The organism is Sphingomonas sp. (assembly GCF_017304635.1).
In the GTDB taxonomy this organism is placed as follows: Bacteria; Pseudomonadota; Alphaproteobacteria; order Sphingomonadales; family Sphingomonadaceae; genus Sphingomonas.
This window is the reverse complement of the sequence record NZ_JAFKMA010000002.1, coordinates 81,988-96,869: the sequence shown is the minus strand read 5'-3', so window position 1 is coordinate 96,869 and position 14,882 is coordinate 81,988. Positions and strand designations below refer to the sequence as shown.

Annotated in this window: 14 protein-coding genes; 10 read left to right on the top strand and 4 right to left on the bottom strand. The window is 69.0% G+C overall.

The annotated features are described in order from the left end of the window. Positions 1–41: 41 nt before the first annotated feature. The 7 genes from J0I47_RS07530 (at position 42) to J0I47_RS07500 (ending at position 7,518) form a co-directional block, all read left to right on the top strand. Positions 42–2,678 carry a helicase-related protein gene (locus J0I47_RS07530; RefSeq protein WP_294046064.1) on the top strand — a complete coding sequence of 879 codons (2,637 nt, stop codon included), beginning with the start codon at positions 42–44 and terminating at the stop codon, positions 2,676–2,678. Between the two features lie 104 nt (positions 2,679–2,782). Further along, the gene (locus J0I47_RS07525; RefSeq protein WP_294046698.1) at positions 2,783–3,085 is read left to right on the top strand and encodes an RNA-binding S4 domain-containing protein; all 303 of its coding nucleotides are present in this window, start codon (positions 2,783–2,785) and stop codon (positions 3,083–3,085) included. Between the two features lie 197 nt (positions 3,086–3,282). Then, positions 3,283–3,624, top strand: a complete 342-nt coding sequence (fdxA, locus tag J0I47_RS07520; protein ID WP_294042910.1) for a ferredoxin FdxA — start codon at positions 3,283–3,285, stop codon at positions 3,622–3,624. Between the two features lie 506 nt (positions 3,625–4,130). Continuing rightward, positions 4,131–4,664, top strand: coding sequence for a CarD family transcriptional regulator (locus tag J0I47_RS07515; protein WP_293986729.1), 534 nt, complete (start codon positions 4,131–4,133; stop codon positions 4,662–4,664). Positions 4,665–5,001: 337 nt separating this feature from the next. After that, positions 5,002–5,772, top strand: coding sequence for a DUF2807 domain-containing protein (locus tag J0I47_RS07510; protein WP_294046062.1), 771 nt, complete (start codon positions 5,002–5,004; stop codon positions 5,770–5,772). A 26-nt stretch (positions 5,773–5,798) separates the two neighbouring features. Next, complete coding sequence (locus tag J0I47_RS07505; RefSeq protein WP_294046060.1) at positions 5,799–6,506, top strand: head GIN domain-containing protein; 708 nt, start codon at positions 5,799–5,801, stop codon at positions 6,504–6,506. Positions 6,507–6,807: 301 nt separating this feature from the next. Next, on the top strand, positions 6,808–7,518 hold the full coding sequence (locus J0I47_RS07500; protein ID WP_294046058.1) for a DUF2807 domain-containing protein: 711 nt from the start codon (positions 6,808–6,810) through the stop codon (positions 7,516–7,518). 200 nt (positions 7,519–7,718) lie between these two features. Here the strand turns inward: J0I47_RS07500 and J0I47_RS07495 are convergent, their stop codons facing one another. After that, on the bottom strand, positions 7,719–8,123 hold the full coding sequence (locus J0I47_RS07495; RefSeq protein WP_294046057.1) for a DUF1489 domain-containing protein: 405 nt from the start codon (positions 8,121–8,123) through the stop codon (positions 7,719–7,721). Between the two features lie 140 nt (positions 8,124–8,263). After that, complete coding sequence (gene mgtE / locus J0I47_RS07490) at positions 8,264–9,682, bottom strand: magnesium transporter (protein WP_294046055.1); 1,419 nt, start codon at positions 9,680–9,682, stop codon at positions 8,264–8,266. A 126-nt stretch (positions 9,683–9,808) separates the two neighbouring features. Between mgtE and J0I47_RS07485 the strand changes: the two genes are divergently transcribed. Continuing rightward, positions 9,809–10,282, top strand: coding sequence for a peptidylprolyl isomerase (locus J0I47_RS07485; protein ID WP_294046054.1), 474 nt, complete (start codon positions 9,809–9,811; stop codon positions 10,280–10,282). 145 nt (positions 10,283–10,427) lie between these two features. Here the strand turns inward: J0I47_RS07485 and J0I47_RS07480 are convergent, their stop codons facing one another. Then, a complete protein-coding gene (locus tag J0I47_RS07480) occupies positions 10,428–10,595 on the bottom strand; it encodes a Flp family type IVb pilin (RefSeq protein WP_294046052.1) in 168 nt (55 codons plus the stop codon). 83 nt (positions 10,596–10,678) lie between these two features. Beyond that, the gene (locus tag J0I47_RS07475; protein ID WP_294046050.1) at positions 10,679–11,566 is read right to left on the bottom strand and encodes a LysR substrate-binding domain-containing protein; all 888 of its coding nucleotides are present in this window, start codon (positions 11,564–11,566) and stop codon (positions 10,679–10,681) included. 319 nt (positions 11,567–11,885) lie between these two features. Between J0I47_RS07475 and J0I47_RS07470 the strand changes: the two genes are divergently transcribed. Together J0I47_RS07470 and J0I47_RS07465 are read left to right on the top strand one after the other, a co-directional pair. Next, positions 11,886–14,189 (top strand): CDC48 family AAA ATPase, encoded by a 2,304-nt coding sequence (locus tag J0I47_RS07470; RefSeq protein ID WP_294046048.1) that lies wholly within the window; start codon positions 11,886–11,888, stop codon positions 14,187–14,189. After that, on the top strand, positions 14,190–14,882 hold the full coding sequence (locus J0I47_RS07465) for an SDR family NAD(P)-dependent oxidoreductase (protein WP_294046047.1): 693 nt from the start codon (positions 14,190–14,192) through the stop codon (positions 14,880–14,882).

Below are 14,882 nucleotides of genomic sequence, written 5' to 3'. Positions count from 1 at the left end.
ACTTGTGCTCGGCGCCCCCGCGTCCGATGTTGGCGGCAGTCATGAACGCGTACGATCGGCCGGTCACTGCGGTGCTCGGCCCCACCAACACCGGCAAGACGCACCTCGCGATCGAGCGGATGTGCGGCCATGCCAGCGGGATGATCGGCTTTCCGCTGCGCCTGCTGGCGCGGGAGGTGTACGATCGCGTCGTCGCACTGAAGGGCAAGGACCGGGTCGCGCTCATCACCGGCGAGGAACGCATCGTCCCGCCCGCTGCGCGCTGGTTCCTGTGCACCGCCGAGTCGATGCCGACCGATCGAGAGGTGGGATTCGTCGCGCTGGACGAAGCGCAGTTGGGCGCCGATCCGGAGCGCGGGCACGTCTTCACCGACCGGCTGTTGCGCGCGCGGGGTCGCGACGAGACGATGATCCTGGGGTCGGAGACGCTGCGCCCGATGATCCGCGCGCTGGTGCCGGAGGCGGAGATCGTCGGCCGCCCGCGTTTCTCGACCCTCAGCTATGCCGGCGCGAAGAAGCTGTCGCGGCTGCCCAAGCGATCGGCGATCGTCGCGTTCAGCGCGGAGGAAGTCTATGCCGTCGCCGAGATGCTGCGGCGGCTGCGCGGCGGGGCGGCGGTGGTGATGGGCGCGCTGAGCCCGCGCACCCGCAACGCCCAGGTCGCGATGTTCCAGGCGGGCGAGGTCGATTACCTCGTCGCGACCGACGCGATCGGCATGGGCCTCAACATGGACGTGAGCCACGTCGCCTTCGCCAGCCTGTCGAAATTCGACGGCAAGCGCCAGCGGCGGCTGACCGTCGCCGAGATGGCGCAGATCGCCGGCCGCGCCGGACGGCACCAGCGCGATGGCACGTTCGGCGCGCTGAGCGAGGACGGGCCCGGCGCCTTTACCCCGGAAGAGGTGTTCGCGATCGCGGATCACCGCTTCCCGCCGATCGAGCACCTCTACTGGCGCGAGGGCGAGCCCGATCTCGGCTTGATCGACGCGCTGATCGCCAGCCTGGAACGGCGACCCGACCACCCCGCCCTGCGCGCTGCCCCGCTCGCGGTCGATCTCGGCGTGCTCAAGCGTCTGGCGGAGGAGGATTGGGTGCGCGACCGCGTCCGCTCGCCCGGCATGGTCGCGCGGTTGTGGGCGGCGTGCGGCGTGCCCGATTTCCGCAAGCTCGGCGCCGACCCGCACACGCGGCTGGTCGCGCGCGTGTTCCGCCACCTGAGCGAGGGCGACGGCCACATCCCCGGGCCGTGGTTCGCGAGCGAGGTCGCCCGGCTCGACGACGTGACCGGCGACGTCGAGACGATCGCGGGGCGGATCGCGGCGATCCGCACCTGGGCCTATATCGCGCACCGCAGCGACTGGCTGGCCGACCCGGCGCACTGGGCGGCGCGCGCCGGCGCGGTCGAGGAACGGCTGTCCGACGCGCTCCACGCCGCGCTGACCCAGCGTTTCGTCGACAAGCGCACCACGGTGCTGATGCGCCAGATCGGCAAGGATGCCGGCGCGTTGCCGGTCGTGATCGGCGAGCAGGGCGAAGTGCTGGTCGAGGATCACCCGATCGGGACGCTGGCGGGGTTCACCTTCACCGTGGCGGCGGATGCGCGGGCGGGGGACCGAAGGCTGTTGCTGGCGGCGGCGGAGAAGCGGCTCGGTACGGAATTGGCGCGACGGGCGGGGGAACTGGCGGGGACGAGGGATGGCGACCTTACCCTGGCCGAGCCGGATGCCCGAGCCGATGCCCCATCGAACGCCCCACCCCGGCGAAGGCCTGGGCCCAGGATCGATGACGGTAATGAGGGGCATCGCGCCTCCGCCAAGCCTTCCCAACTGGACCCCGGCATCCGCCGGGGTGGGGTTGAGGGTCCGGGGATCGTGTGGCGCGATTACCCCGTTGCGACGCTCGCCCCCGGCCCTACCCTCGCCCAGCCGCGCGTCGTGCTCGACCGCGCGACCGCGGCGCTCGACCCGGCGGTGCGCAAGCCGGTGCAGGCACGGCTCGAGGCATGGCTCGCGACTCAGCTCGCCCGTCATCTGTCGGTCCTGACCAAGCTCGACGCCTGCCTGCGCGATGCCGCGGCCGGCGGCCCGTTGCGCGCGGTGGCGGGCGCCTTGCTACAAGCCGGCGGCCTCCTCCCCCGTCGTGCGATGGGCGCGCAGGTCGAGGCGCTCGACTCGCCGGCGCGCAAGCGGCTGGCGGCGATGGGCGTGACGATCGGCACGCTCGACGTGTTCGCCCCGGCCCTGCTCAAGCCGGCGCCGGCGGCGTTGCGACGTCAGTTGATGCGGCTCGATGCGGCGCCACGTGAGGGCGCCACCGTCCTGCCGCGCAACGCCCCCGGTGCCGAGCTCGACCATGGCTTCCGCCCGCTCGGCCAGCAGGCGGTGCGGGTCGATCTGGTCGAGCGGATCGCCCGCGCCGCGCACGACGCCCGCGCCAGGGTCGCGAAGCACGGTCGCGCGCCGTTCGTGCTCGACCCCGCGCTTGCAACCTCGATCGGGCTGACCCCGGACACGCTTGCGCGGCTGATGGCGCAGCTCGGGTTCCGCACCGCGCGGCCCGATGCGGAGGGACGCCCGCGCTGGACCTGGGCAGGCATGACGCCCAACGCGAAGCCCACCGCCCCGCCGAAGGACAATGCTTTCGCCGTTCTTGCCGGGATGTTGAATGCCGGGGGATAGGATTCGTCGGAACGGCACCAGCCCGCTCCCCCACCCGACCTCCCACACGGTATCCTGACATGGGAGGTCGGGTGGGGGAGCGGGCTGGTGCCGCCGAACAGACGATGCGCCTCGACAAGTTCCTGTGGTTCGCGCGGATCGTGAAGACGCGCAGCTTCGCGCAAGCCATGGCGGCGCAGGGGCATCTGCGCATCGACGGCCGCCCGGTCGATCGCGCGGCGGCGCCGGTGCGGGTCGGCAACATCCTGACCCTCGCGACGCACCGCGGCAACATCCGCACGTTGCGTATCGACGCGCTACCCGTCCGTCGCGGGCCGCCGAGCGAGGCCGCTACTTGCTATGCCGAGCTCACGGTCGGGGACGGCACCGGCCCGCTCCCCCACCCGGCCGCCCACAAGGTATCCTGAAATGGGCGGCCGGGTGGGGGAGTACTGGGTCTGTCATGCCCCTGGCATGACCGAAACAGCGCGGGGCGCTGTTTCCACGATGCTGGCCAGTGCCGCCGCAAACTAAGAACGTCTCGCATCAAGCGCGGATCGATTGACGCGAGTCGGGCGGGGGCATAGCTAGCCGGCGAGAACGTTTCGAACACGGGGAACCCGCCATGACCTACGTCGTCACCGATGCCTGCATCCGCTGCAAGTATATGGACTGCGTCGAGGTGTGTCCGGTCGATTGCTTCTACGAGGGCGAGAACATGCTCGTCATCAACCCCAGCGAGTGCATCGATTGCGGCGTGTGCGAGCCCGAATGCCCGGCCGAGGCGATCCTGCCCGACACCGAAAGCGGGCTGGAAAAGTGGCTCGAGCTCAACAACACGTTCAGCGCGCAATGGCCCAACGTGACGCGCAAGAACGACCAGACCCCCGCCGATGCCGACGAGCACAAGGGCGAAGAGGGGAAGTATGACAAGTATTTTTCGGCTGAGCCGGGGCAAGGCGACTGAGCTCGACCGAGACGATTAGCATGAGCTAATCGGCGTCTCGCGGGCGAGCCCGGCCGGCGGACGCGCATCGCGCGATCCGGCCGACGACAGCGGCTTTGCCGCTGGCGCATCCTTCGCAGGCGTTACCCTCCAACACTGCAAGTTTTCCCGCGCAAGCGGGAGCCCAGAGCCACAAGCGGCGTCGCGGGAAATCTTGGATTCCCGCTTTCGCGGGAATACGGGCTGAGTAGCCCCCCTTGTTTAACACGCGACGGCGGCAAAGCCGCCGTCGGAAGGATTCGCTGGCGCGACCCTCCGGCCGCGCCGGATCGCGCGCCGGATCGCGCGCCGCCGAATAGCGTGCGCTATTCGCCTCGATCCGGCTGGTAATTTTATTACGAAGGTGTTAAATAGGTCAGGACGAGAGTCCGATTCTCTCGGTGGAGACACACCCATCTGACCATGCCCCGCCGGCGCCTCCCAGGTAGCCGGGACTGCGGGCCAATATCAAGAAAGGTTGCACGTACATGGCTGCCAAGGCGCTGTCCTTCGATGTCGGCGATTATGTCGTTTACCCCAAGCACGGTGTCGGCCGTGTCGTCGAGCTGCTGAAACAGGAAATCGCGGGGATGCAGCTCGAACTCTACGTGCTGCGCTTCGAGAAGGAGCGCATGACGCTCCGCGTGCCGACCAACAAGGCCGAAAGCGTCGGCATGCGCAAATTGTCGTCCGACAAGACGATGAAGGAAGCGATGGAGACGCTGAAGGGCAAGCCCAAGGTCAAGCGCACCATGTGGTCGCGCCGCGCGCAGGAATATGAAGCGAAGATCAATTCGGGCGACCTGGTGTCGATCGCCGAAGTGGTCCGCGACCTGTTCCGCGCCGAGGACCAGCCCGAGCAGAGCTATTCCGAACGCCAGATCTTCGAAGCGGCGGCCAGCCGCCTCGCCCGCGAACTCGGCGCGATGGAAGAGACCGACGAGAAGGGCGCGCTGGAGAAGATCCTCGACATCCTGCGCAAGGCCGCGGCGATCTGGAACAAGGACAAGGTGCCGGCGTAACGCGCCAGGCGTCCCTCGGATTGCGTCAGCAATTCGAGGAGTCGCCAAGCCGGGCAGCGGCGGCGCGCAGCGCCACCGTCTGACCGCTTGGCATCAAGGGGCGGTCCCGCGGGGCCGCCCTTTTCGTTTGCCCGGCACGCCCACCTCGTCATTGCGAGGAGCGACGCGACGCGGCAACCCAGCGCATCGCGCGGGACGCCGGATTGCTTCGCTACGCTCGCAATGACGGTATCGAGCTCGGCCAGAAGGCGCGCGTTTACACTCGTAATCATTTTTGTTTACAGGCGTAATCATCGCTATTAGGATCGCGGCATCACCACGCTCCGGGAGACCAACGATGCGCCTGTTACCCCTCCTCGCTCTGCCCCTGCTCGCGACCGCGGCGATCGCCGCTGGCGACTCCGACGACCGCGGCCCCGGCCTGCCGGGCGAGCGTCAGGGCGACGCGACCGCCTATCGCGCCGCCGGTTTCGATCGCATCGGTTTCGGCCTCGCCGGCGGAATCGAGGTGCGGGTCGGGCCGGCCTTCTCGGTCCTTGCGACCGGCCCCGCCGCCGCCTTCGCCAATTTGCGCGTCACCAGCGAACGCGGCTCGCTCAACATCGCCCGCCGCTTCCGCGATCGCGACAGCGACCGCCAGCTCGAACGCCAGGTCCGCTTCGTCGTCACGCTGCCGCGCCTGACCGGGGTCGCGCTCGGCGGGTCGGGGCGGATGACGGTCGACCGCGTCACCGGCGGCGCGTTCGACGCCGCGCTCGGCGGATCGGGCACGATCGCGCTGGGCACGTTGCAGGTCGATCGCGCGGAAATCTCGATCGGCGGGTCGGGCAACGTCGCCGTGCAGGGTTCGGCGCGCAGCCTCAAGGTCAGCCTGGGCGGTTCCGGCAATCTGCAAGCGGCCGGGCTCCGCGCCGCGCAAGCCAGCGTGTCGAGCGCCGGCTCGGGCGGCATCCGCGCCACCGTCGACGGACCGGCCGACGTGTCGGTGGTCGGCAGCGGCACGGTCGACCTGGGCCCGCGCGCGCAATGCCGCGTCAGCCGGCTGGGCAAGGCGCAGGTCCGCTGCGCAGGCGAGGGGTTGACGCGGCCCTTGCGTGTGTTATCGTAGCAACACACGCTTCGGAAGGAACTGCCATGCGCGCGCTTGCCCTGATCGCCCTCGCCTCGCTCGCCGCCTGTTCCAACGGCAGCGACGCCAGGAGCAGCGGCACGGGCGGCGCGCGCACCTTCGCGGTCGACGGGTTCAGCGCGGTCGAATCGAGCGGCCCCGACGATGTCGACGTCCGCGTCGGATCGGGCTTCTCGATCCGGGCCGAGGGCGATCCGAAAGTGCTCGACCGGCTGGAGATCGCCCGCAACGGCGACACGCTGACGGTGCGACGCAAGTCGGGCCTCGGCTGGAGCTGGGGCGGCGATCGTGGCGCGAAGGTCTTCATCACCATGCCGCGGATCACCGCCGCGCGCCTGACCGGCTCTGGCGACATGGCGATCGACCATGTCGAGGGCGACGGTTTCGATGCCGAGGGCACGGGGTCGGGCGACCTGACGGTCGGCTCGATCACCGTCCAGCACGCCGCGTTCGGCCTCACCGGATCGGGCAGCATCACCGCCGCCGGGACCGCGCGGACGGGGACGATGTCGATCACCGGTTCGGGCGATATCGACGCGGCAAAGCTGAAGTTCGGCGAAGCGAAGGTCGACGTCATGGGCTCCGGCGGGGTGACCGCGATCGTTGCCGGCCCGGCCAAGGTGAATGTGATGGGATCGGGCGACGTGACGCTGACCGGCGGCGCCAAGTGCACGACGAGCAAGATGGGATCGGGCGACATCAGCTGTAGCTGAGGAATCGTCCTATCTGATTGTCGTTCGAGTTCACCGATCGCTGTCGGCTTTCCACCCCGGCGAAGGCCGGGGGCCAGACGGCGAGCGATCGTGATGTACGTTGTGCGTCGTTACTCAAGCCCCCCGACTGGACCCCGGCCTTCGCCAGGTCGGCGTGGATTTACGGGCTGGAACGCGCTCAAGCCGGATCGACGTTCGACGGTCATCGTCCCGCCAATACCCCGTCACCCCGGCCCTGTACGGCTGCATCGATCCGGTGCTTCCCCTTGCCTAACCCCGCGAACATGCGATGCTGCGGTCCATGAACCGCGCCCTCGCCTTTCTCCCCCTGCTCGCCCTCGCCGCCCCCGCTGTGGCGGCCGACCGCTCGTTCGTCGTCACCAATTTCGACCGCGTCCGCGTCGACGGCCCGTTCGAGGTGCGCGTCGTGGTCGGCGGCAACAGCGCCAAGGCGAGCGCATCGGGCGATACGCGGTCGCTCGCCGCGCTCGACGTGCAGGTGCAGGGAACGACCCTCGTCGTCCGCCGCGCCGTCGATGGCTGGGGCGAGCAGGGCCGGACCCCGGGCCCGGCGCCGATCGTGACGCTGACCGTGCCCGACCTTCACGGCGCCAGCGTGATCGGCGGCGGCAAGCTGGCGATCGCGGGGCAGGTGCGCGGCCAGCGTGTCGATTTCACGGTGACCGGCAACGGCTCGGTCGCGGCGAGTGCGATCGACGCCGACCAGCTGATCGTGACGCTGATCGGCGCGGGCACCGCGACGTTGGGCGGCAAGGCGGCGAGCGCGCGGCTGCTGACCAACGGCAGCGGGGTGATCGCCGCGATGCCGCTCGTCGTCGGTGACCTGACCGTGCGGCTCGACGGGCCGGGAGAGACGCAGGTGAGCGCGCGCTACACCGCCAACGTCACCACCACCGGGCTCGGGCGGATCGTCGTCGGCGGCTCGCCGAAATGCGTGACGAAGGCGCCGGCGGGCGGGCCGGTACAATGCGGGGCGGGCGACCGGCAGTGACCGGGTCGGATTTCAGCATTCGGCGTCGGGCTATTTAAAGCAACGCCGTCACCCCGGCCTCGTGCCGGGGTCCACTTGGCGGCTTTCCTTGGCGCTGGATGATCTAGCGATGTGCAAGCGGCTTGGCGGACCCCGGCACAAGGCCGGGGTGACGACCCTGTTTTCGGTACCGGGTGCCCACGGTTGGGCCTCGACGCGTCCTAGATCAGCGCCAGTTCCGCCAGCCGTCCGACCAGATCGGGCGGCAGCATCCCGACGCCCTCGCTCCCCGCACCCAAGTCGCGCGGCGCGTCGGCGTCCTCCAGATACCGCCAGCCCTGATGCGCGCGCTTCGGCCGCGCTTCGACCAGCACCAGCCGCGGGTCGAGCCGGATCGCCACGCGCCCACCCTCCAGCTCGCCGAACCCGACGATCGGCGACCGCGCGACGAGCTGGTGCTTGAGGATCCAGAACAGCGAGCCCTGCCCTGCCACCTCCTGCCAGCGCTTGGGCAGGTAGCGCGTGCCGAGCTCGTAGGGCGGCTGCCCCTCCCGCGCCTTCCAGCGCGCGACGAACTGGTCGAGATTGGCGACCCCGAACGCGACCTTGGTGAGATGGAGCGGCATCGTCCCCAGATGGGTGATGGCGTTTGCGTCGGCAAGGCACGGCACCGGCCCGCGCGCCCACCCGACCGCCCATAAGATACGATGTCTGGGCGGTCGGGTGGGGGCGCGGGCCGGTGCCGTGCGCCTCAACGCACGGAAACCTAGCCCCCCAGCCCCCACAACGAGGCGAGGCCGAGGAACGAGAAGAAGCCCATCACGTCGGTCATCGTCGTCACGAACACCGCCGACGAGACCGCCGGGTCGATGTTCATCTTGTCGAGCGTCACCGGCACGATCACTCCGACCAGCCCGGCGACCAGGCTGTTTATCATCATCGCCAGCGCGAACACGATCGCGAGCTGGGCATTGCCGAGGATCAGGTAGCTGCCGAGCGCCCCCACCACCCCGAGCGCCAGCCCGTTGAACAACGCGATGCGGAACTCGCGGAACAGCATCCACGCGGTGTTCGAACTGGTGAGCTGGTTGGTCGCGAGCGCGCGCACCACCACCGCCAGCGTCTGCGTCCCGGCATTGCCGCCCAGCGCCGACACGATCGGCATCAGCGCGGCGAGTAGCGCGAACCGCGCGATCTCCCCCTGGAACAGCCCCACGACCGAGGCGGAGCAGATCGTCGCGCCGAGATTGATGACCAGCCAGACTACGCGCGTACGTACGGTCAGCCGGATCGGCTCGTTGATGTCGCCCTCGCCCGCGCCAGACAGCAGGGTGATGTCCTCGCCCGCTTCCTGCTGGATGATGTGGACGATGTCGTCGACCGTTATCATCCCGACCAGCCGGCCGGCGCCGTCGACCACCGCGGCCGAGATCAGCGCGTATTTCTGGAAGCGGAGCGCCACCTCCTCCTGGTCCATGTCGACCGCGATCAGCGTCTGTTCGCGCCGCATCACGTCGGCGATGGCGACGCGGCGCGGGGTGCGCAGGATCCACGACAGCTGGCAGGTGCCGACCGGCTTGTGCCCCGGATCGACGACGAAGATTTCCCAGAAATCGGTGGTCAGCTCGTCATGGCCGCGCAGATAGTCGATCGCGTCGCCGACGGTCCAATGCTCGGGCACCGCGACCAGGTCGCGCTGCATCAGGCGGCCGGCGGATTCCTCGGGATAGCTGAGCGCTTCCTCGATCGCGGCGCGATCGTCGGGCTCCATCGCGCGCAGGACCTCGCGCTGGTCCTCCGGCTCCATGTCCTCGATGATCGCGACGGCGTCGTCGGTATCGAGTTCGGACGCGATGTCCGCGACTTCCTGCGGCTCGAGTGCGTCGATCAGGTCCTCGCGGACGTAATCGTTCATCTCCGCGAACACGTCGGCGTCGAGCAGGTCGCGCAACGCCTTCGCCAGCGGCCCGCGATCCTCGTGCGGGGTCAGCTCGAACAGGTCGGCGATGTCGGCGGGATGGAGCGGCTCGACCAGCGCGTGCGCGGCGTCGGCGTTGCCGGCCTCGACCGCGTCGAGCACCGCGGACACGAATTCCGGCTTCAGCCGGTCGTCCTCGTCCAGCTGGTCGTTGGGATTATCGAGCTCGGTCGCGCCCTCGCCGAGCGCCAGTTCGGTCTCGCTCATCGTCTGACCTTGGTTCGGGCGTCGGAAGCTCCATATCGGGGCCGTTAGCCCCATTCTCCGGGGTTTGCCAGCACCGAACGGCGCCGCTAGGGCACCGCCAACCGATTAATCGATGGAGTGACGACGATGGCCGACGCGCCCGAAACACTGACCCTGACGCTCGACACCGGCAATGGCGAGGGCGGCGACGTCGTCATCAAGCTGCGCCCCGACCTCGCGCCCCGCCATGTGGAGCAGATCGCGGCGCTGGCCAACGAAGGCTTCTATGACGGCGTGCCGTTCCACCGCGTCATCCCCGGCTTCATGGCGCAGGGCGGCGACGGCGGGAACCACAACGGCACCGGCGGCTCGACCAAGCCCAACATCCCGCAGGAGTTCAGCCGCGAGCCGCACGTTCGCGGCACCGCGTCCATGGCGCGGACCAACGACCCGAACTCGGCCAACAGCCAGTTCTTCATCTGCTTCGACGACGCGCGTTTCCTCGACGGCCAGTACACCGTGTGGGGCCAGGTCGAGAGCGGCATGGAGCATATCGACGCGCTGCCCAAGGGCGAGCCGCCGCGCGAGCCGGGCAAGATCGTGAAGGCGGTGGCCGCCTAGTCGCGAAGCCGACAGCTGCCAGCCACCACCTCGGCCGCCGCGCGCAGCGCGGCCGCTCCGATAGGCGCGACATGGCCGTATCTAACGAAAATGGCGGGGCGTTCGCGTCCCGCCATTTTCGGTGGTGCCGGCCGCTGCCGGGCCCTCAGGTCGCCTTCATGTTGGACGACACGTTGTTGAAGGTCGTCTTGAGCTTGTTGCCCAGACCCTGCATCGCCGCGATCGCCGCGACGGCGATCAGCGCGGCGATCAGACCGTATTCGATCGCGGTCGCCGCGCGCGTATTGCGCAACAGCTGAAGAAGAATATGCACGATTACCCCCTTTATGGTTTGTGCGGGGGACGCTAGCCGCCCAATCGTTAACGCTTCGGCCGGATCGTGACCGCCGATATACCCTAAATGGGCGCACCGAGCGTTTCGACCAACCAGTCGTGGAACAGCCTGATGTGCTTCTGCTGCATCGCGCGCGGGCGGCACACGAACCAATAGCTGTACGGGCTCGGCACCGCGATATCGTACAGGCGGACGAGGCGCGGGTCGTGCGCTTCGTCGAAATGGCTGGCGTGCATGAACGCGACGCCCAGCCCCTGCGCCGCCGCCTCCAGCATCAGCGCGCCCGAATCGAAATGGTCGATCGCCAGCGGTTCGAGCTCGTCGAACCCCGCGGCGTGGCGCCACGCGCTGAACGTGTCGGGCATGTCGCGGTGGATCAGCGCGGTCAGCCCCTCCAGCTGTTCGGGCCGAGTCACCGGGTCGGGCCCGTCGAGCAGCCGCCGCGCACCGATCGCATAGACCTGGTCGTGGTCGAGCCGCTTGGCATAGAGGCTGGGATCGGGGTCGCGGGCGAGCGCGATCGCGACGTCGAGGCCGTCGCCGACCCGCGCCATGTTGTGCCCCGCCGTGTCGATGTCGAGATGGAGCTGCGGATGTTTCGCGCGCAGCTCGGCCAGATGCGGGAAGATCCGCTGCTGCGCGAACAGCGGCAATACGCCGAGCCGGATGCGCTCGACCTCGACCCCGCTGGTCATCGATTCGACCGCGTCGGTCAGCCGGTCGAGCGCCGGCGCGATCTGTTGCAGCAACTTGTCGCCATCGGCGTTGAGCGCGACCGCCTGGTGCCGGCGTTCGAACAACGGCTTGCCGATGAAGCGTTCGAGCGCCTGGATCCGCCGGCTGAGCGCCGGCGCCGACAGCGCCAGTTCCTGCGCGGCGGCCTTGATCGATCCGGTACGCGCGACCTGAACGAACGCCTCGATCGCGGTCAGCGGCGGCAAGCGACGCATGTCCCATCCTCTTCATTGTGCGACGCGTCACGATCGCGCCGCCGGCATGTGAGCGTTAACCGCTCATCACTCGCCACCGATCATACGCATGCAAAAACTGCATGCAAACGGTTTCTTTTCGCACTTGCACAAAAACATGCCGCACTGCACATAGAGCAGGCCTTTCAGGCATCCTCTCCTAAAAACTTTTCCGGCCGGGCGGCAACGCCCGGCCTTTTTTTGTCTCCGCCACCCGGCGCGCCGCCCCGGCGCCCTCGCATCGCGGGAACCGCGACGCTATCTCGATCGCTCGATATCCTTCAACCCAGCGAGATCCCCCATGGCCGACGGCGCCGACGCCCCCACCCATAAGCTGCAAGTCGCCAATGCCCGGCCGGAGGATAGCGGTCGCGGGCTCGCCCACGTGCCGCGCGCGCTGATGGCCACGCTCGGCATCGGCGAGGGCGACGTGATCGCGATCGTCGGCAAGTCCACCACGCCCGCGCGGGCCGTCGCCCCCTATAGCGAGGACGAGGGCCTCGAACTGGTCCGCATCGACGGGCTGCAACGCGCCAATGCCGGGGTCGGGTCGGGCGATTATGTCGAGGTGCGCAAGGCGGAGGTGAAGCCAGCGACGCGCGTCGTGCTGGCGCCGGCACAGCAGAACCTGCGGTTGCAGGGGTCGACCGCCGCGCTCCACCGCACCTTCCTTGGCCGGCCAGTGTGCCAGGGCGACGTCGTCGCGACCGCCGGCCAGCAGCGGATCGACCCGGGCAGCATGCCGCCCAACGTCGCGCAATATATGAACGCGCCGGCCTATGCGTTGCAGGAGGTCCGGCTGGCGGTAGTGGCTACTATCCCCAAGGGTATCGTCCAGATCGACCAGAATACCGAGATCGAGCTTCGCCCCGAGTACGAGGAGCCGAAGGACGCGCGCCGCGCCGACGTCACCTATGACGATATCGGCGGCATGGCCGACACGATCGACCAGTTGCGCGAGATGGTCGAACTGCCACTCCGCTATCCCGAACTGTTCCAGCGGCTCGGCGTCGAACCGCCCAAGGGGCTGCTGCTCTACGGCCCGCCCGGCACCGGCAAGACGCGGCTGGCGCGCGCGGTCGCCAACGAATCCGACGCGCAATTCTTCCTCATCAACGGGCCGGAGATCATGGGATCGGCCTATGGCGAGAGCGAGGGCCGGCTGCGCTCGATCTTCGAGGAAGCGACCAAGAACGCGCCGTCGATCGTGTTCATCGACGAGATCGATTCGATCGCGCCCAAACGCGGCAACGTGTCGGGCGAAGCGGAGAAACGGCTGGTCGCGCAATTGCTGACGCTGATGGACGGGCTGGAGGCGCGCGCCAATCTGGTCGTGATCGCCGCCACCAATCGGCCCGAGGCGGTCGATGAAGCGCTGCGCCGGCCCGGCCGGTTCGACCGCGAGATCGTCGTCGGCGTGCCCGACGAGCGCGGGCGGCGCGAGATTCTGGGGATCCACACCCGCGGCATGCCGATCGGCGACAAGGTCGATCTGGATGAACTGGCGCGCACGACCTACGGCTTCGTCGGCGCCGATCTCGCGGCCTTGGCGCGCGAAGCGGCGATCGAGGCGGTGCGGCGGATCATGCCCAGGCTGAACCTCGAGGAGCGCACGATCCCGGCCGACGTGCTGGAAACGCTGGCGGTGACGCGCGAGGATTTCCTCGGCGCGCTGAAGCGCGTCCAGCCATCGGCGATGCGCGAGGTGATGGTCGAGGCGCCGCGCGTCCGGTGGGAGGATGTCGGCGGGCTCGACGACGCGCAGATGCGGCTGAAGGAAGGCGTCGAACTGCCGCTCAAGGATCCCGACGCGTTCCGCCGCCTCGGCATTCGCCCGGCCAAGGGCTTCCTGCTCTACGGCCCGCCCGGCACCGGCAAGACGCTGCTGGCCAAGGCCGTCGCGCGCGAGGCGGAGGCGAACTTCATCTCGACCAAGTCCAGCGACCTGCTCAGCAAATGGTATGGCGAGAGCGAGCAGCAGATCGCCAAATTGTTCGCCCGCGCCCGCCAGGTCGCGCCGACGGTGATCTTCATCGACGAACTCGACAGCCTGGTCCCCGCGCGCGGCGGCGGGCTTGGCGAGCCGCAAGTGACCGAGCGCGTCGTCAACACGATCCTGGCCGAAATGGACGGGCTGGAGGAATTGCAGTCGGTCGTGGTGATCGGCGCGACCAACCGCCCCAACCTGGTCGATCCCGCATTGCTCCGTCCCGGACGGTTCGACGAGCTGATCTATGTCGGCGTGCCCGATCGCGACGGGCGTCGGCGCATCCTGTCGATCCAGACCGCGAAGATGCCGCTGGCCGACGATGTCGACCTCGACGCGATGGCGGCGCGGACCGAACGCTTCACCGGCGCCGATCTGGAGGACCTGACTCGCCGCGCCGGGCTGGTCGCATTGCGCAGCAGCCTCGACGCGAAGGTGGTGACGATGGCGGATTTCGAAACCGCGCTGACCGATTCCCGCGCCTCGGTCACGGCCGAGATGGAACGCGACTACGAACAGATGGCGTCGCGCCTGAAACAGGACGCCGCCGCCCTGCAACCGATCGGCTTCATCGCGCCGGGCCAGTTGCGGCCGCACGGACCGAAGGGAGTGGACTGAGTGGCCGACCCCACGATCCTGATCGTCGGCGCGTCGCGCGGGCTCGGCCTGGCGATCGCCACCGAGTTCGCGCATCGCGGCTGGCACGTGATCGGCACGGTGCGCGGCGATGCCCGCACCGAGCTGCATGCGCTGGCCGACACCCATCCCGGACGGATCGAGATCGAGCGGCTCGATATCAACGCACCCGACCAGCTCGCTGCCCTGCGCGAGCGGCTGCACGGGCGAGCGATCGACATCCTGTTCGTCAATGCCGGCATCGCCACGCGCGCGCCTTTCGCAGCGATCGAGGCGGTCGACGCGGACGAATTCGCCCGCGTGATGCTGACCAATGCCTACAGCCCGATGCGCGTCGTCGCCGCGTTGAGCGACTTGCTGCCCGGCGACGGCCTGATCGGCGTCATGTCGTCGGGCCAGGGCAGCATCGCCGACAACAAGGGCGGCAACGATGTCTACCGCGCGAGCAAGGCGGCGCTCAACATGCTGATGCAGAGCTATGCCGTGCGGCCCGAACAGTCGGCGCGCGCCTTGCTGTTGCTGGCGCCGGGATGGATCCGCACCGACCTCGGCGGCGACAAGGCGCCCTACACGGTGGAGGACAGCGCGCCGATCCTCGCCGATCTGCTCGTCGGGCAACGCGGCAAGCCGGGACTCGCCTATCTCGATCGCTTCGGGAAGACCGTGCCGTGGTAG